Source organism: Streptomyces sp. NPDC043870 (genome assembly GCF_056435785.1).
The window spans coordinates 25,750-42,284 of record NZ_JBWKDT010000010.1; the positions used below are offsets into that span (position 1 = coordinate 25,750).

Here is a 16,535-nt window from a genome sequence, read left to right on the forward strand (position 1 = left end):
CTACATCTACATCTACATCTACATCTACATCTGCGTCTGCTGTTGCGCCTGCCTCTGCCCTAGAGCGTCTGCAGCGTCACCAGCGTGATCCGCAGGGCATCGCCCTTGCCCTCGGTCTCGATCCGCACCCGCTGTCCCGGCCGCAGCAGCCGCAGCCCGCCGGCGTCGAACGCGGCGGCGTCGAACTCCACCGGCGTGCCGTCGTCGAGCAGCACACTTCCGCTGCGGGTCTCTGAGTCGTACGTGTACGCGGTCGCCTGCATGCCCAGAGCGTAACGGGCACGCATGGGCGCCCCGGCCTCGGGCGCCTGTGGCGGGCCCGCGCGGTCCTCGATCTCCCTCAGAGCTTCGCCCGGGGGGCCCAACCGCTCCGGAGGAGTCCGTTCGGCGACCGAGGGCGCAGACCGGAGCCGATCGAGGACGGACACCTTCCGGGCCCACCGGGGGTACCGGGCCGCTCCGGAACCACGTGCAGGGCGTGCCGGCGCTGCGGCGGGGTCCAGGTCGAGTCCGGCTGATCAGGCCTAGGGACCAGACCCCGCTCGCTGATCCGGCGTGATCCAAACGACAGGCCCTAGACGCCCTCGTGGCGAGCGCCCGGCATCGGCGCCGTCGCGCACCGCGCGGCCGTCCGCGGCCCCACGCCCAGCGTGAGCGCGGCCAGCAGATCCTCCCCGGTGTCCACGTCGCGGCGCATCGACTCGACGCCGTCCAATTCGATTTCCACAGCCCCGGAGGCCAAATGCCGGTGCCGGGAACTCCCGCCGAAAGCCGGGTGCAATTTTGTGCCGGGCGTGGCCGACAGGAATGTCGTGCCAATTCCTGCGGCGTCCGCGAGAAAAGCCCGCGGAAATTGCGCGGCCACCGTGAGCACCCGTGTCAATTCAGCAGGCCGCAGCGCCGGCAGATCCGCGTTGAGCGCCGCCACCGCCGCGCCCGGGCGTACCGTGCGCACTGCCTCGGCCCCATGCGCCAGCGCCGCGTTGAGCCCCGCACCGGGCGCGTCCGGCACGACACGCGCACCCAGCGCGGCCAGCTCGGCAGCGGCCACCGGATCGTCCGTGACGACCGCCACATCCCGTACCGCGGCGCAGGCCAGCGCCGCCGCCACCGTGTCCTGGGCGAAGGCAAGTGCGAATTGCGGCCGCATCGCACCGCCCATGGCCTGTGCCAGCCTGCTCTTGGCCAGCGCGAGGGGCTTCAGCGGAACGACCAGTGACCAGTGCACGGGCCCATTGTCGCCTGCCCGCACGGCGGCCCGGGGCTCCGGTCGCGAAGCCGGGGCGTACCGTGTTCTCGACAGACCAGGGGCCTGGGGCGACACTTGACCCCCAGCAGCCAGGCAGCAGCCAGGTCCAAAGAGGAAGGTGTCCGAGTGTCCCGCCGCAGAATCGGCTTCTGGTACCGCCTGGCGGCGGTCATCGCGAAACCGCCGTTGGTGGTTCTGTTCAAGCGGGACTGGCGAGGAATGGAGCACATTCCGGCCGACGGAGGATTCATCACGGCGGTGAATCACAACTCCTATCTGGACCCGCTCTCCTACGCGCACTTCCAGTACAACACCGGACGTGTCCCGCGCTTCCTGGCGAAGGCCGCGCTCTTCAAGGGCTCCTTCGTCGGCACGATGCTCCGCGGCACCGGTCAGATTCCCGTGTACCGCGAGACGACGAACGCCCTGGACGCGTTCCGAGCCGCCGTCGACGCCATCGAGCGCGGCGAGTGCGTCGCCTTCTACCCGGAAGGCACGCTGACCCGCGACCCCGACATGTGGCCGATGGCGGGCAAGACCGGTGCCGCACGCATCGCCCTGCTCACCAAGGCACCGGTCATCCCGGTCGCCCAGTGGGGCGCCAACCTGGCAATGCCGCCGTACGCCAAGGAGAACAAGCTCCAGCTGTTCCCGCGCAAGACGCTGATCGTGCAGGCGGGACCGCCCGTCGACCTCTCCCGGTTCCACGGCCTGGAGCCGACTCCCGAAGTGCTGCGCGAGGCCACCGAGGTCATCATGGCCGCGATCACCGCACTGCTGGAGGACGTACGAGGCGAGAAGGCACCCGCCGAGCCGTACGACCACCGCACGGCCCGCGCGGAACAGCGGCGGAAGGCCGCCGGGGAGGGAACCAAGTGACACGCACCGTCAAGGCCGCCGTGTTCGGCACCGGCTCCTGGGGCACCGCCTTCTCCATGGTGCTCGCCGACGCCGGCTGCGAGGTGACCATGTGGGGCCGCCGCGCAGAACTCGTCGACGCCATCAACACCACGCGCACCAACCCCGACTATCTGCCGGGATTCCAGCTCCCCGAGGCGGTACGGGCCACCACCGACCCCGCCGAGGCCGCCCGCGACGCGGACTTCACCGTCCTCGTCGTGCCCTCCCAGACCCTGCGCGCCAACCTCACGGAATGGGCGCCCAAGCTGGCCCCCGACACCGTCCTCGTCTCCCTGATGAAGGGCGTCGAACTCGGCACCGCAAAGCGGATGAGCGAGGTCATCGAAGAGGTCGCGAAGGCCCCGGCCGAGCGCGTCGCCGTCCTCACCGGACCCAACCTCGCCAAGGAGATCGCCGAACGCCAGCCCGCCGCCGCGGTCGTCGCCTGCGCCGACGAAACGGTCGCCCAGCGGCTGCAGTCCGCCTGCATGACCCCGTACTTCCGCGCGTACACCAACACCGACGTCGTCGGCTGCGAACTCGGCGGTGCGATCAAGAACGTCATCGGTCTCGCCGTCGGCATCGCGGACGGCATGGGCCTCGGCGACAACTCCAAGGCCACCCTCATCACGCGCGGACTCGCCGAGACGACCCGCCTCGGCCTCGCCATGGGCGCCGACCCGCTGACCTTCTCCGGCCTCGCCGGACTCGGCGACCTCGTCGCCACCTGCTCCTCGCCGCTCTCCCGCAACCACACCTTCGGCACCAACCTCGGCCGCGGCATGACGCTCCAGGAGGCCATCGCCGCCACCAAGCAGACCGCCGAGGGCGTCAAGTCCTGTGAGTCCGTACTGGATCTGGGCCGGCGGCACGGCGTCGACATGCCCATCACCGAGACCGTCGTGTCCATCGTCCACGAGGGCAAGCCGCCGGTCGTCGCGCTGAAGGAACTGATGTCGCGCAGCGCGAAGCCCGAGCGGCACTAGGGCCTGTCCCCTCCCGCTCTCAGGGCTGTCCGGGACGGACACCTCTCAGGGCCTGTCCGGGTCGGACACCCGGGCCGCCCGGACGGCACCGGTGCGTTCCGGGCCCGTCCTGCGGCAGGCCCGAGGAGCGTGCAGGGGTCCGGGGCCGGGGCCCCGGTTCGGGAAGGGGCGGGGCGCGCCCCTTCGGCGGGCGGAACGCGCAGGGTAGTCTCGTCGCGATATGAGCGAGAACCCCTCCCACAGCCACGACCTCGCCTCCACCGGAGGCGAGGCGCGCCGCAAGCCGCGCGTCGCGGTCGTCTTCGGCGGCCGCAGCTCCGAGCACGCGATCTCCGTCGTGACGGCAGGCGCCGTACTGCGCGCCATCGACCGCACCAAGTACGACGTGCTGCCCATCGGCATCACGACGGACGGCCGCTGGGCGCTGACGGCCGACGAGCCGGACCGGATGGCCATCGCCGACCGGAAGCTGCCCTCCGTCTCCGACCTCGCCGAATCGGCCGAGGGCGGCGTCGTCCTCTCCGTCGACCCGGCCAACCGCGAGGTGGTCTACAGCGAGCCGGGTTCCGTGCCCAAGGCGCTCGGTGAGGTCGACGTCGTCTTCCCGATGCTGCACGGCCCGTACGGCGAGGACGGCACCCTGCAGGGCCTGCTGGAACTCTCCGGCATCCCGTACGTCGGCGCGGGCGTCCTCGCCTCGGCCGTCGGCCAGGACAAGGAGTACATGAAGCGGGTCTTCACCTCCTTCGGTCTGCCCGTCGGCCCGTACGAGGTGATCCGGCCCCGTGAATGGGCGCAGGATCCTTCCGCCGCCCGCAAGAAGATCGTCGACTTCGCCGGCGCGCACGGCTGGCCGCTCTTCGTGAAGCCCGCCCGTGCCGGCTCCTCGATCGGCATCACCAAGGTCGACGACCTCTCCGGTCTTGACGAGGCCATCGCCGATGCCCAGCGCCACGACCCCAAGATCCTGGTCGAGGCGCTGCTGCACGGCCGAGAGATCGAATGCGGAGTGCTGGAGTTCGAGGACGGGCCCCGCGCCAGTGTGCCCGCCGAGATCCCGCCCGTCTCCTCGCACGACTTCTACGACTTCGAGGCCAAGTACATCGACTCGGCGACCGGACTCGTGCCCGCGCCGCTGACCGACGAGGAGACCGCCGAGGTGCGGCGGCTCGCGATCGAGGCGTTCGAGGCCGCGTCCTGCGAGGGACTGGTCCGCGCGGACTTCTTCCTCACCGAGGACGGCGAGTTCGTGATCAACGAGATCAACACCATGCCGGGCTTCACCCCGATCTCCATGTACCCGCGGATGTGGCAGGAGACCGGTGTCGGCTACGCGGAGCTCGTCGACCGGCTGATCCAGGCGGCGCTGCGGCGCTCGACGGGCCTGCGCTAGGGAGTGTCGGGTCGACCGGACCGATGAGGACCGGACCGGATCAGGACCTAAGGGGCGTCCGAGGCGCGGGGTGCGCCGGGGGCTGCCTCGAAACGTGGCGGGACCGTCTTCTCGACCGGTCCCGCCAGTTCGGTCAGCGGTCCCACGTCGGTGAACCGCTTCGACAGCGTCACCTCGACATAGGTCTTGCGGTACGTGGTGGTGAACCGGGCACCGTCCGCCAGTTCCTCGGCGAACCATTCGACGCCGTTCACCACCACCCCGTCCGCCTTCTCGCTCAGCAGACCCGCGGGCCGGGGGACGCCGCAGCGCAGTACGATCGCGGCGTCCCCCCACCCGGCGGTCAGCTCGGAACGCGGCTCGGGGTCCCGACGGCCCTCGCCGGCCACGGACTCCGGCAGCGCCTTGTGCAGCGCCCGGCACAGAGTCTTCTCCTCGGCGGGAGGAGCGGGAACCGTGATCGACGCGGGAGCGTCCGTGGAGGAACAGCCCGCAGCGGCCAGCAGCGCTGCGGCGGCGGGCAGAGACAGAAGCCGGCGGGGAGACATCACCGGCCAAGCGTAGACGGGGGCTACAGGTGCACGACCGGGCAGGTCAGCGTTCGCGTGATGCCGTCCACTTGCTGGACCTTGGCGACCACCATGCGACCCAGCTCATCGACCGTATCGGCCTGCGCACGCACGATCACGTCGTAAGGACCTGTGACGTCCTCGGCCTGGATCACCCCCGGGATCTTGGAGATGGTGTCGGCGACCGTCGACGCCTTGCCCACCTCGGTCTGAATAAGGATGTACGCCTGTACCACGGAACCTCCACGGCGGCCACGAGGATCATGTGGGGAGAAGAGACGCCACGGTATCGCGTCGCCGCGGGCCGCGGGGAGACCTGCGCGCCCCGATGCGCTCGCAGCGTGGCGTACAAGGCACAGAAGTTGATGGGCCACAGGGCCTACTCGACGGTACCTACAGCGGTGACGGCTCGCTACCGCACGAAGAACAGGTGGGCGGCCGGGGCATCCGGCGGCACCGCGGCGACGAAGGGCATGACGTGATGAAGGGCACTGTGGGCGAGCTGGGGGAGTTCGGACTCATCAAGGAGCTCACCTCCCGGCTGACCTCCACCCCCGCGGTACGGCTCGGACCCGGCGACGACGCCGCGGTCGTGGCGGCACCCGACCGCAGGGTCGTGGCCAGCACCGACCTCCTCCTGGAGGGACGGCACTTCCGCCGCGACTGGTCGACCGCGTACGACGTGGGCCGCAAGGCGGCCGCGCAGAACCTCGCCGACATCGCGGCCATGGGCGCCGTACCGACCGCGCTGCTGCTCGGTCTCGTCGTCCCCGCCGACCTCCCGGTCACCTGGGCCACCGAGCTGATGGACGGCATCCGCGACGAATGCCAGGTCGCGGGCGCGGCCGTGGTCGGCGGCGATGTCGTGCGCGGCGACACCATCACCGTGGCGATCACCGCGCTCGGCGATCTGCGCAACCACGACCCGGTGACCCGGGCCGGCGCCCAGCCCGGCGATGTCGTCGCCTATACCGGCTGGTTGGGCTGGTCCGCCGCCGGGCACGCGGTCCTCTCGCGCGGCTTCCGCTCGCCCCGCGCCTTCGTCGAGGCCCACCGGCGCCCCGAACCGCCGTACCACGCGGGCCCGGCCGCCGCCGGACTCGGCGCCACCGCCATGACCGACGTCAGCGACGGGCTCGTCGCCGACCTCGGCCATATCGCCGAAGCCAGCAAGGTCCGTATCGACCTGCGTTCCGGACTCATCGACATCCCCTCGCAGATGAACGACATCGGCCAGGCCGTGGGCGTCGACCCGCTCCAGTGGGTGCTCAGCGGCGGCGAGGACCACGCGATCGTCGCGACCTTCCCGGCGGACGTGAAACTGCCCGCCCGCTGGAAGGTGATCGGCGAGGTGCTCAACCCGTCTGCCCTGCCGCAGGTGACCGTGGACGGGGCGCCCTGGACGAACAAGGGCGGCTGGGACCACTTCGGGGAAGGATCATGACCCGCGTGGCGCCGCCGCGGGTGCTGACCGTCGCCGGGTCCGACTCCGGCGGCGGCGCCGGCATCCAGGCCGACCTGAAGACCATGCTCGCCCTCGGCGTGCACGGAATGAGTGTGATCACGGCCGTCACCGCGCAGAACTCGCTCGGTGTGCAGGGCGCCTGGGAGCTTCCGGTCGAGGCGGTACGCGCCCAGTACCGCAGTGTCGTCGACGACATCGGCGTCCAGGCCGTGAAGACCGGGATGCTGGCGTCGGCCGAGCTCGTCGAGACGGTCGCCGAGCTGCTGGCCGGGACCGATGCGCCGGTCGTCGTCGATCCGGTCGGTGTCTCCAAGCACGGGGACGCCCTGCTGGCGGCGTCCGCGCTGAATTCCGTACGTACGAAGCTGCTGCCGGCCGCGACCGTGGCGACGCCGAACCTGGACGAGGTCGCCCAGCTCACCGGCGTACAGGTGGAGACCGAGACAGATCTGCGGCGAGCGGCCGACGCGGTGCTCGCCTACGGGCCGCGCTGGGCGCTGATCAAGGGCGGCCATCTCGAAGGCGACGCCGTGGACCTGCTGACGGACGGCGCCGAGGAGCACTGGCTGCGCGCGCCGCGGCACGACAACCGGCACACGCACGGCACGGGCTGCACGCTCGCCTCGGCGGTGGCGGCGGGGCTGGCGAAGGGGCGATCCGTCCCCGAGGCCGTCCGGGACGCGAAGGAGTACGTCACGGGCGCGATCGCCGTGGGCTTCGCGCTGGGCGGTGGGATCGGCCCGGTGGATCACGGCTGGCGATTCCGCCAGGCCTGACAGGGCCCGGGCGGACAGGCCGGTCCGTGGACGCGGATCGGCCTGTCCGTGGAACGGTCCGCAGAACCGCCGCAGAACGGTCCGCAGAGCGTCCGCAGAACGGTCCGTAGAAACGCGAAAAGCCGGTCCACCGAGGTGGACCGGCTTTCAAGGCAACCGCAGGGGCTGCGCTACGACGAAACGTCGGCGGGATCATCCCCGCACGAACGCGGGGAGCATCACTTAGCGCGAGACCTTGCCGGCCTTGATGCACGAGGTGCAGACGTTGAGCCGCTTCGGCGTCCGACCGACCACGGCACGCACGCGCTGGATGTTCGGGTTCCAGCGACGGGACGTACGGCGGTGCGAGTGCGAAATGTTGTTGCCGAAGCCCGGCCCCTTGCCGCAGACGTCGCAGTTGGCAGCCACGGGTCACTCCAAAGACTTCAGATGCACTTACAGTGAAATCCGGCGTGCCGGAATCAGTGATCTGAAGTGGCCTGCCGGGGGAATGGCCCGACTTTCATCGGGCAACCGGAGCAGCATACAACGGCTGCGTCCGTAGAACGAAACTACCATGGCTTCCTCCGCCCCCGCCCCGGTTCCCGGCCGGCCCCGGGTCTACCCTGCGGTGATGCCCAGCCTCCCCTGTGCCCGGGGGTGCGGGGGACACCGAAGGAGGACATAGGTGCCGCAGACCCTCGATGCCGTCACGGTACGCACCTGGTGCTCACTCGCGCTGGAGGCGCTGGGCCGGGAGCGCGAGGAGATCGACGCGATCAATGTGTATCCGGTCGCGGACGGAGACACCGGCACCAACCTCTATCTGACGGTCGAATCCGCGGCGCAGGCCGTGGAAGCGGTGTTCGCGGCGTACGAGACGGGCTCCGCGGCCCCTGTGCCGGCCGACGCGATGCGGGCCATGGCGCACGGGGCGCTGATCGGTGCGCGCGGCAACTCGGGGACCATCCTGGCGCAGCTGCTGCGGGGCATGGCCGAGGTCCTGGGTGAGTGGGACGGGTCGGCCCGCGGAGGGGTGGCGCAGGCGCTGCGACGGGCCGCGGAAGCCGCACGCGAGGCGGTCGCGCATCCGGTCGAGGGCACGATCCTGAGCGTGGCCTCGGCCGCGGCGGACGCCGCGGTCTCCGACGACGACGCGACCGCTGTGGCAGCCGCGTACGCACGCGCCTGCAAGGCGCTGGAGGACACCCCCGGCCAGCTGGAGGTGCTCGGGCGCGCCGGTGTCGTGGACGCGGGCGGCCAAGGGCTGCTGGCGGTGCTGGGCGCGCTGGTCCAGGCGGTGACGGGGGACGCGCCGGCGGCACGGCCTTCCGTACGGGCCCACCCGGCCGTGGTGGCCGCCGGCGAGTCGTGCGCCGACGGCGGGCCCGCCTTCGAGGTGATCTATCTGCTGGAGGCGGACGACGCCGCGGTGACGAGGTTGCGGACGAGGCTCGACGGGCTCGGCGACTCGCTCGTCGTCGTCGGCGGCGACGGTCTGTGGAACGTCCACGTGCATGTCGACGACGCGGGAGCGGCGGTGGAGGCCGGCGTCGAGGCGGGACGGCCGTACCGGATCCGGATCACCCACTTCGGCGCGGCCGAGCATCCCGAGCCGCGCGAACGGGTCCAGCGGGCCGTCGTCGCGGTGGTCCCGGGCGAGGGGCTGGCGGGCCTGTGCGCGGAGGCCGGAGCGACGACGGTGCTCGCGCGGCCCGGAGAGCCCCCCGCGAGCGGCGAACTCGTCGAGGCGATCCGGCGGGCCCACGCCCGCGAGGTGGTCCTCCTCCCGAACGACGCCGACCTGCGGCACACGGCGGCCGCGGCCGCGGAGCAGGCCCGCACGGAGGGCGTGCGGGTCGCCCTCATCCCGACCCGCTCCGCGGTCCAGGGCATCGCCGCGCTCGCCGTCCACGAACCCGAGCGCCGCTTCGACGAGGACGTCGTCGCGATGACCTCGGCGGCCGGGGCGACGCGCTACGGCGAACTCACCGTCGCCGAGCGGCAGTCCTTCACATCGGCGGGCGTGTGCCAGGCCGGGGACGTGCTGGGGCTGATCGAGGGCGACGTCGCCGTGATCGGCGCGGATCTCGCGACCACGGCGGAGACAGTCCTGGACCGCATGCTCTCGGCCGGCGGCGAACTGGTCACGCTGGTCCTCCCGAACGACGCCCCGCCGGACTTGGCGGACCGCCTCGAGACCCACGTCAGGGAGGGCTACCTGGCGGTGGACACCCTGATCTACCACGGCGGCCAGGGCGCTCCGCTGCTGATCGGCGTGGAGTAGTTCCGGCACCCCGCGCCGGGGCGTCGCGGGCCGCCGTCGCACGGGCTGCACCTGCTGCACCTGCTGCACTGGCAATACCGGCAACACCGGCAACACCGGCAACACCGGCAATACGGGGCTGCCCCGCCGCGAGGCCGAACTCGCCCTGCCGCACGGCCCGTTCGCAGTGTCGGGCAAGCCGGTGGCGATGCTCCGTCCCTCCCCGCCGCTTCTCCATGGAGGCGAGCGGGACGTACGACCGGTGCACCGGGGTGCGTGTCCGCCGACACCCGCTCCGCCCCCGTCCTCGGGGCCGGGGGCACGGCTGTGACCAGCGGGTATGCAGGGGGCCGCGACGATTGTCAGTGTCGTGGTGTGCAATGGATCGCGTGTCCGCGCTCGATGAACCACTGAAGAGGACCCTCGGTCCCGCGACCGCGAAGGTCATGGCCGAGAACCTCGACCTGCACACCGTCGGTGATCTGCTCCACCACTACCCGCGTCGGTACGAGGAGCGGGGCCAGCTCACCCGGCTCGCGGATCTGCCGCTGGACGAGCACGTCACGGTCGTCGCCCAGGTCGCGGACGCGCGCGTGCTCACGTTCAACGCCGGGCGCGGGCAACGGCTGGAGGTCACCATCACCGACGGCAGCGGACGGCTGCAGCTGGTCTTCTTCGGCCGGGGCATCCACAAGCCGCACAAGGACCTGCTGCCCGGCAGCCGCGCCCTGTTCGCCGGCAAGGTGTCCATGTTCAACCGGAAGCTGCAACTCGCCCACCCCACGTACGAGAGGCTGGACGCGGACAGCGGCGAGGGCGCGGTGAGCGCCTTCGCGGGCAGGCTCATCCCGATCTATCCGGCCTGCAAGGGCCTGGAGTCCTGGAAGATCGCCAAAGCCGTCGACGCGGTCCTTCCGCACGCGGGGGAAGCTCTCGACCCGCTGCCGTCCGCGCTCCGTGAGGGCCGTGGATTCGTCGCACTCCCCGAGGCATTGCTCAAGATCCACCGTCCGGAGACCAAGGCCGACATCGAGGACGCCAGGCAGCGCCTCAAGTGGGACGAGGCCTTCGTCCTCCAAGTCGCCCTGGCCCGGCGGCGCTACGCGGACGCGCAGCTTCCCGCGGTCGCCCGCAGGCCCGTTCCCGACGGCATGCTCGACGCATTCGACGCCCGGCTGCCGTTCACGCTCACCGACGGCCAGCAGAAGGTGTCCGCGGAGATCTTCGGCGACCTGGCGACCGAACACCCCATGCACCGCCTGCTCCAGGGCGAGGTCGGCAGCGGGAAGACCATGGTCGCGCTGCGCGCCATGCTCGCCGTCGTCGACGCGGGCGGCCAGGCCGCGATGCTCGCCCCCACCGAGGTCCTCGCCCAGCAGCATCACCGCTCGATCGTCGAGATGATGGGCGACCTCGCCGAGGGCGGCATGCTCGGCGGCGCGGAGCAGGCGACGAAGGTCGTGCTGCTCACCGGCTCCATGGGTGCCGCCGCCCGTCGCCAGGCGCTGCTCGACCTGGTCACCGGCGAGGCCGGGATCGTCATCGGCACGCACGCGCTGATCGAGGACAAGGTGCAGTTCCACGACCTCGGGCTGGTCGTCGTCGACGAGCAGCACCGCTTCGGCGTGGAACAGCGCGACGCCCTGCGCGGCAAGGGCAAGCAACCGCCGCATCTACTGGTCATGACCGCGACGCCCATTCCGCGCACGGTCGCGATGACGGTCTTCGGCGACCTCGAGACCTCCGTACTGGACCAGCTGCCCGCGGGGCGCTCGCCCATCGCCACCCATGTGGTTCCGGCCGCGGACAAGCCGCACTTCCTGGCCCGGGCGTGGGAGCGGGTCCGCGAGGAGGTCGAGGGCGGTCATCAGGCGTACGTCGTGTGCCCGCGTATCGGCGACTCCCTCGACGAGGCGGGTGAGCAGAAGAAGAAGTCGCCGGAGGACGAAGCCGAGAAGCGGCCGCCGCTGGCCGTCCTGGAGGTCGCCGAGCAGCTCGCGGCAGGCCCGCTGAAGGGGCTGCGGGTCGAGGTGCTGCACGGCCGTATGGCGCCCGACGACAAGGACGATGTGATGCGCCGCTTCGCCGCGGGCGAGGTGGACGTGCTGGTCGCCACCACGGTCATCGAGGTGGGGGTGAACGTGCCGAACGCGACGGCGATGGTGATCATGGACGCCGACCGGTTCGGCGTCTCCCAGCTGCACCAGCTGCGCGGCCGTGTCGGCCGTGGCTCGGCTCCCGGGCTGTGCCTGCTGGTCAGCGAGATGCCGGAGGCGAGCCCCGCCCGGGCCCGGCTCGGCGCCGTCGCCGCCACGCTGGACGGTTTCGAGCTGTCCCGGATCGACCTCGAACAGCGCCGTGAGGGCGATGTGCTGGGCCAGGCCCAGTCCGGTGTCCGCTCGTCGCTGCGCGTCCTCGCCGTCATCGAGGACGAGGAGGTCATCGCGGCGGCCCGGGAGGAGGCGGTGTCCGTCGTCGGCGCGGACCCGGAGCTGGAGCGTCTGCCGGAGCTGCGCACGGCGCTGGACGCGCTGCTGGACAAGGATCGCGAGCAGTACCTGGACAAGGGCTGACGCCCCCGCTGCCGACAGCCCATATCGTGGAGGTGACCGGTCCGGATCGACCCGGACCGGACGAACGTCTTCGTGAAGGACTCAGATGACCCGCGTGATCGCCGGTGCGGCCGGCGGACGTCGCCTGGCCGTGCCGCCGGGCAACGGCACCCGCCCCACCTCCGACCGGGCGCGCGAGGGCTTGTTCTCCACCTGGGAGTCGCTGCTCGGCACGCTGCAGGGCACCCGGGTCGCCGACCTGTACGCGGGCTCGGGCGCCGTCGGCCTGGAGGCGCTGTCGCGCGGTGCGTCGCACGCCCTGCTCGTCGAGGCCGACGGCCGCGCCGCCCGTACGGTCCGGGAGAACGTGAGGACGCTCGCCCTGCCCGGCGCCGAGGTCCGCACCGGCCGGGCCGAGCAGGTCGTCCAAGGACCGCCGCCGGCGGCCCCGTACGACGTGGTGTTCCTCGACCCGCCCTACGCCGTCACGGACGACGATCTTCGCGAGATTCTCCTCACACTCCGCTCGGGAGGCTGGCTCGCGGACGACGCCGTCGTCACCGTGGAGCGCAGCACCAGAGGCGGTGAATTCGCCTGGCCCGAGGGGATCGAGCCACTGCGGGCCCGTCGCTACGGCGAAGGGACGCTTTGGTACGGTCGCGCCGCCTCTACGTGCGAAAACGCACCATGACCGGACCGGAGAGCGAGGGACTTCAGTTGCGCCGCGCCGTCTGTCCGGGGTCGTTCGACCCCATCACCAATGGACACCTCGACATCATCGCCCGCGCCTCCAAGCTGTACGACGTCGTACACGTCGTGGTGATGATCAATCAGGCCAAGCAGGGACTGTTCACCGTCGACGAGCGGATCGAGCTGATCCGCGAGGTCACCGCCGAGTACGGCAACGTCGAGGTGGAGGCCTACCACGGCCTGCTCGTCGACTACTGCAAGGAGCGGGACATCCCCGCCATCGTCAAGGGGCTGCGTGCCGTCAGCGACTTCGACTACGAGCTGCAGATGGCCCAGATGAACAACGGGCTGTCGGGCGTGGAGACGCTGTTCGTGCCGACCAGCCCGACCTACAGTTTCCTGTCGTCCTCCCTGGTCAAGGAGGTCGCGGCATGGGGCGGGGACGTCTCCCACCTGGTGCCCCCGGCGGTACTCGCGGCCCTGGCGGACCGCCTCCCCCCGAAGTGACTTCCTGACAGGCCGGTCACCCGGTGTCCGGGTCCCCCACGCTTTCCGCGGTCCGGGGGTCCCCCGAATTCCCCCTGGGCGTAGGGGGAGGGAGCCGACTGGCCGTAAAGTCGTCCCGTCCGTCTCCAAATCGGCTGTAGTGACTGAAGAGAGTGGCGAGCACACGGTGGACGTGCAGAAGAAGCTCGACGAAATCGTCGACGCGGTCGGCAACGCCCGGTCCATGCCCATGTCGGCGTCCTGCGTGGTCAACCGAGCCGAGCTGCTCGCCATGCTCGAGGAAGTACGGCATGCCCTGCCCGGTTCGCTCGCCCAGGCACAGGAGCTGATCGGCGACCGGGAGCAGATGGTCGAACAGGCCCGCCAGGAGGCCGAGCGCATCATCGAGGCCGCCCACTCCGAGCGCGGCTCGCTGATCTCCGACACCCACATCGCCCGGCAGTCCCAGGACGAGGCCGACCGCATCCTCGCCGAGGCCCGCCGGGAGGCCGAGGAGATCAAGGCGGAGGCCGACGACTACGTCGACTCCAAGCTCGCCAATTTCGAGGTCGTCCTCAACAAGACCATCGGCTCCGTCGACCGCGGCCGCGAGAAGCTGCTCGGCCGTGGCCCGGGTCTCGACGAGCAGGGTTACGCCGATGAGGACGCCCCGGAGTACAGCGCGGACCCGCAGACGCTGATCCAGCGCGCCGACGAGTACGTCGACGCCAAGCTGGGCGCCTTCGAGGCCGTGCTCTCCAAGACCCTGGAGGCCGTCGGCCGCGGCCGGCAGAAGCTGCACGGCCGTATCGCCACCGACGATCTCGGAGCGCACGTCGCCGCCCAGGACGCGGCCGGGATGCAGCACACGACGACCGACGCGGACTACCTCGCCGGGCTCGCGGAGCTCGCCGACCCGGATCCGCGGGGCCGGCAGCAGCCGCAGATCCAGCAGCCCCAGGTCGCCGCCCAGGCTCCCGACCCGTACCCGGCCCAGGCCGACCCGTATGCCTACCAGTCCCAGGCCCAGCCCCAGGCCCAGCCCCAGGACGTGTACGCCTACCAGCAGGACCCGTACGCCGGGGGGACCTCCCACGCCGGAGGCTATGGGGGACAGCAGCAGGGCTATGAGCAGGGGTACGCCCAGGGCTACGGCCAGCAGGACCCGTACGCCGGGGGTACCTCCCATGCCGGAGGCTATGGGGGACAGCAGCACGAGCAGCATCAGGCCCACCAGCCTCAGCAGCACCAGCCGCAGGCCGCCGCGCTCGACGAGACCAGCTTCTTCGACACGAGCATGATCGACCTGGAACAGCTGCGGCGCTACGAGCAGGGACGCTGACCGGATTGGGCCTGGAGCGAACGGTCCAGTATCCTGGCTCTTCGGTCGCGCGTGCGTGGAGTTGATGCTGCGCTGATATCGCGGCCTCCCGGACGATCCGAAAGCAGGAAGAACGCTGAACGCCCGCCTCGACCACCGCAACCCTCTCGTGTTCGACACACACGAGCTGGGCCGGCGGCCCGGTGCGCTCCAGCGGATCTCCCGCTCGGTCGCGGCGCCCGGCGCGCCGGCGGTCTTCGGTATCGAAGGGGTCATCGGTGTGCCCGAGGGTGCGCCCGTGGAGCTTGAGCTCCGCCTCGAGTCCGTCATGGAAGGGGTGCTCGTCACAGGCACCGCCCGTGCCGTGGCCGAGGGGGAGTGCGTAAGGTGTCTGGAGCCGCTGCGCCATGAGGTTGCGGCGGACTTCCAGGAGATGTTCTCGTACCCTGACGCCGACGATCGGGGCCGCAGCAAGAAGGCGGCCCCCGAAGACTCAGTCGACGCCGAGGACGAGGACATGATCCCCCTCGAGGACGGCATGTTCGACCTCGAGCCCGTGCTGCGTGATGCGGTGGTGCTCGCACTGCCCATGCAGCCGGTGTGCCGGGAGGACTGTGCCGGCCTGTGTCCCGACTGCGGGATCGGGCTGAACGACAACCCGGACCACCACCACGACGCCGTCGACATCCGTTGGGCGGCACTGCAGGGACTCGCCGGTTCACTCGGAACCGATGAGAAGGACAACATGAGCGGCGCCGAAGCGGGCGTCGACGAGAAGCAGGAGAAGTAGCCGTGGCTGTTCCGAAGCGGAAGATGTCGCGCAGCAACACGCGCCACCGCCGGTCGCAGTGGAAGGCTGCGGTCCCCACCCTGGTTTCGTGTGAGCGTTGCCAGGAGCCGAAGCAGCAGCACATCGCGTGCCCGAGCTGCGGCACCTACAACAAGCGCCAGGTCCTCGAGGTCTGAGCGGCTGGTGAGAGGCACGATGTCCGACAGCATCAGTTCGGCCTCGTCCCACACGCTTCTGGAAGGGCGGCTCGGGTATCAGCTCGAGTCCGCCCTTCTGGTGCGTGCGCTGACCCACCGGTCGTACGCGTACGAGAACGGCGGCCTGCCCACCAACGAGCGGCTCGAGTTCCTCGGGGACTCGGTACTCGGTCTGGTGGTCACGGACACGCTCTACCGCACCCACCCCGATCTGCCCGAAGGCCAGCTGGCCAAGCTGCGGGCCGCGGTGGTCAACTCGCGTGCACTTGCGGAGGTCGGGCGCGGCCTCGACCTGGGCTCCTTCATCCGGCTCGGCCGCGGTGAAGAGGGCACGGGCGGCCGGGACAAGGCATCCATCCTCGCCGACACCCTTGAAGCGGTGATCGGCGCGGTCTATCTCGACCAGGGCCTCGACGCGGCGTCCGAGCTGGTTCACCGGCTCTTCGACCCGCTGATCGAGAAGTCCTCGAACCTCGGCGCCGGCCTGGACTGGAAGACCAGCCTCCAGGAGCTGACCGCGGCCGAGGGCCTTGGTGTGCCCGAGTATCTGGTCACCGAGACCGGTCCGGACCACGAGAAGACCTTCACTGCTGCCGCCCGCGTCGGTGGTGTCTCGTACGGCATCGGCACCGGCCGCAGCAAGAAGGAAGCGGAACAGCAGGCGGCGGAGTCCGCGTGGCGCGCGATCCGCGCCGCCGCGGACGAGCGCGCGGCGGCGGACAAGGCCGCCGCGGAGCAGCAGGACACCGAAGGGGCCGCCGACACCCCTTCGCCCCAGACTGCGCCCTGACGACGCCCCGCTTCCGGGCCCCCGCCGCGTTCTGCGCGCCGGGGGCCCTTTGTTCTGCGCTGCATCCCCGGGACGGCTGGTACCGGGCACGCTTCGCAGCCTGCCCGCGGGGTCTACGGGGCTGGG

18 protein-coding genes are annotated in these 16,535 nt (G+C 71.0%); 13 read left to right on the forward strand and 5 right to left on the reverse strand.

The features are described 5' to 3' along the window. Positions 1 to 59 precede the first annotated feature (59 nt). Together AC0699_RS15255 and cofC are read right to left on the reverse strand one after the other, a co-directional pair. A complete protein-coding gene (locus AC0699_RS15255) occupies positions 60 to 263 on the reverse strand; it encodes a hypothetical protein (protein WP_351223464.1) in 204 nt (67 codons plus the stop codon). A gap of 311 nt (positions 264 to 574) precedes the next feature. Further along, positions 575 to 1,228 carry a 2-phospho-L-lactate guanylyltransferase gene (cofC, locus tag AC0699_RS15260; RefSeq protein WP_478660023.1) on the reverse strand — a complete coding sequence of 218 codons (654 nt, stop codon included), beginning with the start codon at positions 1,226 to 1,228 and terminating at the stop codon, positions 575 to 577. 147 nt (positions 1,229 to 1,375) lie between these two features. Here cofC and AC0699_RS15265 point away from each other — a divergent pair, with 147 nt between their 5' ends. The 3 genes from AC0699_RS15265 (at position 1,376) to AC0699_RS15275 (ending at position 4,528) form a co-directional block, all read left to right on the forward strand. Further along, positions 1,376 to 2,128 (forward strand): lysophospholipid acyltransferase family protein, encoded by a 753-nt coding sequence (locus tag AC0699_RS15265; RefSeq protein ID WP_478660025.1) that lies wholly within the window; start codon positions 1,376 to 1,378, stop codon positions 2,126 to 2,128. Then, a complete protein-coding gene (locus AC0699_RS15270; RefSeq protein ID WP_478660027.1) occupies positions 2,125 to 3,135 on the forward strand; it encodes an NAD(P)H-dependent glycerol-3-phosphate dehydrogenase in 1,011 nt (336 codons plus the stop codon). Before AC0699_RS15265 ends, AC0699_RS15270 begins: the two co-directional genes overlap by 4 nt. Positions 3,136 to 3,355: 220 nt before the next feature. Then, on the forward strand, positions 3,356 to 4,528 hold the full coding sequence (locus AC0699_RS15275) for a D-alanine--D-alanine ligase family protein (RefSeq protein ID WP_478660029.1): 1,173 nt from the start codon (positions 3,356 to 3,358) through the stop codon (positions 4,526 to 4,528). A gap of 47 nt (positions 4,529 to 4,575) precedes the next feature. On the opposite strand, the gene AC0699_RS15280 is transcribed toward AC0699_RS15275, so the two are convergent. Continuing rightward, entirely contained in the window at positions 4,576 to 5,076 is a 501-nt protein-coding gene (locus AC0699_RS15280; RefSeq protein ID WP_478660298.1) for a DUF3515 domain-containing protein, read from the reverse strand. A 23-nt stretch (positions 5,077 to 5,099) separates the two neighbouring features. Further along, positions 5,100 to 5,333 carry an Lrp/AsnC family transcriptional regulator gene (locus AC0699_RS15285; protein WP_017947604.1) on the reverse strand — a complete coding sequence of 78 codons (234 nt, stop codon included), beginning with the start codon at positions 5,331 to 5,333 and terminating at the stop codon, positions 5,100 to 5,102. Positions 5,334 to 5,578: 245 nt separating this feature from the next. Between AC0699_RS15285 and AC0699_RS15290 the strand changes: the two genes are divergently transcribed. Then, positions 5,579 to 6,541 (forward strand): thiamine-phosphate kinase, encoded by a 963-nt coding sequence (locus AC0699_RS15290; protein WP_453663561.1) that lies wholly within the window; start codon positions 5,579 to 5,581, stop codon positions 6,539 to 6,541. Next, complete coding sequence (gene thiD, locus AC0699_RS15295) at positions 6,538 to 7,338, forward strand: bifunctional hydroxymethylpyrimidine kinase/phosphomethylpyrimidine kinase (protein WP_478660031.1); 801 nt, start codon at positions 6,538 to 6,540, stop codon at positions 7,336 to 7,338. Before AC0699_RS15290 ends, thiD begins: the two co-directional genes overlap by 4 nt. A 222-nt stretch (positions 7,339 to 7,560) precedes the next feature. Here thiD and rpmB read toward each other — a convergent pair whose 3' ends face one another. Then, on the reverse strand, positions 7,561 to 7,746 hold the full coding sequence (rpmB, locus tag AC0699_RS15300; RefSeq protein ID WP_003957616.1) for a 50S ribosomal protein L28: 186 nt from the start codon (positions 7,744 to 7,746) through the stop codon (positions 7,561 to 7,563). Positions 7,747 to 8,005: 259 nt separating this feature from the next. On the opposite strand from rpmB, the gene AC0699_RS15305 reads away from it, so the two are divergent. From AC0699_RS15305 to rnc, 8 genes are all read left to right on the forward strand, one after another. Beyond that, positions 8,006 to 9,604, forward strand: coding sequence for a DAK2 domain-containing protein (locus AC0699_RS15305; RefSeq protein ID WP_478660033.1), 1,599 nt, complete (start codon positions 8,006 to 8,008; stop codon positions 9,602 to 9,604). Between the two features lie 359 nt (positions 9,605 to 9,963). Continuing rightward, the gene (recG, locus tag AC0699_RS15310; RefSeq protein WP_478660035.1) at positions 9,964 to 12,156 is read left to right on the forward strand and encodes an ATP-dependent DNA helicase RecG; all 2,193 of its coding nucleotides are present in this window, start codon (positions 9,964 to 9,966) and stop codon (positions 12,154 to 12,156) included. Positions 12,157 to 12,241: 85 nt separating this feature from the next. Then, complete coding sequence (gene rsmD / locus AC0699_RS15315) at positions 12,242 to 12,826, forward strand: 16S rRNA (guanine(966)-N(2))-methyltransferase RsmD (protein ID WP_478660037.1); 585 nt, start codon at positions 12,242 to 12,244, stop codon at positions 12,824 to 12,826. A gap of 26 nt (positions 12,827 to 12,852) precedes the next feature. Continuing rightward, the gene (gene coaD, locus AC0699_RS15320) at positions 12,853 to 13,332 is read left to right on the forward strand and encodes a pantetheine-phosphate adenylyltransferase (protein ID WP_478660300.1); all 480 of its coding nucleotides are present in this window, start codon (positions 12,853 to 12,855) and stop codon (positions 13,330 to 13,332) included. 166 nt (positions 13,333 to 13,498) lie between these two features. Then, entirely contained in the window at positions 13,499 to 14,653 is a 1,155-nt protein-coding gene (locus AC0699_RS15325) for an ATP synthase F0 subunit B (protein ID WP_478660302.1), read from the forward strand. Positions 14,654 to 14,801: 148 nt separating this feature from the next. Next, positions 14,802 to 15,422 carry a YceD family protein gene (locus tag AC0699_RS15330; protein ID WP_469770396.1) on the forward strand — a complete coding sequence of 207 codons (621 nt, stop codon included), beginning with the start codon at positions 14,802 to 14,804 and terminating at the stop codon, positions 15,420 to 15,422. Positions 15,423 to 15,424: 2 nt separating this feature from the next. After that, positions 15,425 to 15,598 (forward strand): 50S ribosomal protein L32, encoded by a 174-nt coding sequence (gene rpmF / locus AC0699_RS15335; protein WP_026165248.1) that lies wholly within the window; start codon positions 15,425 to 15,427, stop codon positions 15,596 to 15,598. A gap of 19 nt (positions 15,599 to 15,617) precedes the next feature. Beyond that, positions 15,618 to 16,409 (forward strand): ribonuclease III, encoded by a 792-nt coding sequence (rnc, locus tag AC0699_RS15340; RefSeq protein ID WP_478660039.1) that lies wholly within the window; start codon positions 15,618 to 15,620, stop codon positions 16,407 to 16,409. Positions 16,410 to 16,535 lie beyond the last annotated feature (126 nt).

Excerpts from the sequence above, each read along its gene's own strand:
- AC0699_RS15255 (WP_351223464.1), bottom strand. The coding sequence starts at position 263 with ATGCAGGCGACCGCGTACACGTACGACTCAGAGACCCGCAGCGGAAGT.
- AC0699_RS15275 (WP_478660029.1), top strand. The coding sequence starts at position 3,356 with ATGAGCGAGAACCCCTCCCACAGCCACGACCTCGCCTCCACCGGAGGC.
- AC0699_RS15280 (WP_478660298.1), bottom strand. The coding sequence starts at position 5,076 with ATGTCTCCCCGCCGGCTTCTGTCTCTGCCCGCCGCCGCAGCGCTGCTG.
- AC0699_RS15290 (WP_453663561.1), top strand. The coding sequence starts at position 5,579 with ATGAAGGGCACTGTGGGCGAGCTGGGGGAGTTCGGACTCATCAAGGAG.
- thiD (WP_478660031.1), top strand. The coding sequence starts at position 6,538 with ATGACCCGCGTGGCGCCGCCGCGGGTGCTGACCGTCGCCGGGTCCGAC.
- recG (WP_478660035.1), top strand. The coding sequence starts at position 9,964 with ATGGATCGCGTGTCCGCGCTCGATGAACCACTGAAGAGGACCCTCGGT.
- rsmD (WP_478660037.1), top strand. The coding sequence starts at position 12,242 with ATGACCCGCGTGATCGCCGGTGCGGCCGGCGGACGTCGCCTGGCCGTG.
- rnc (WP_478660039.1), top strand. The coding sequence starts at position 15,618 with ATGTCCGACAGCATCAGTTCGGCCTCGTCCCACACGCTTCTGGAAGGG.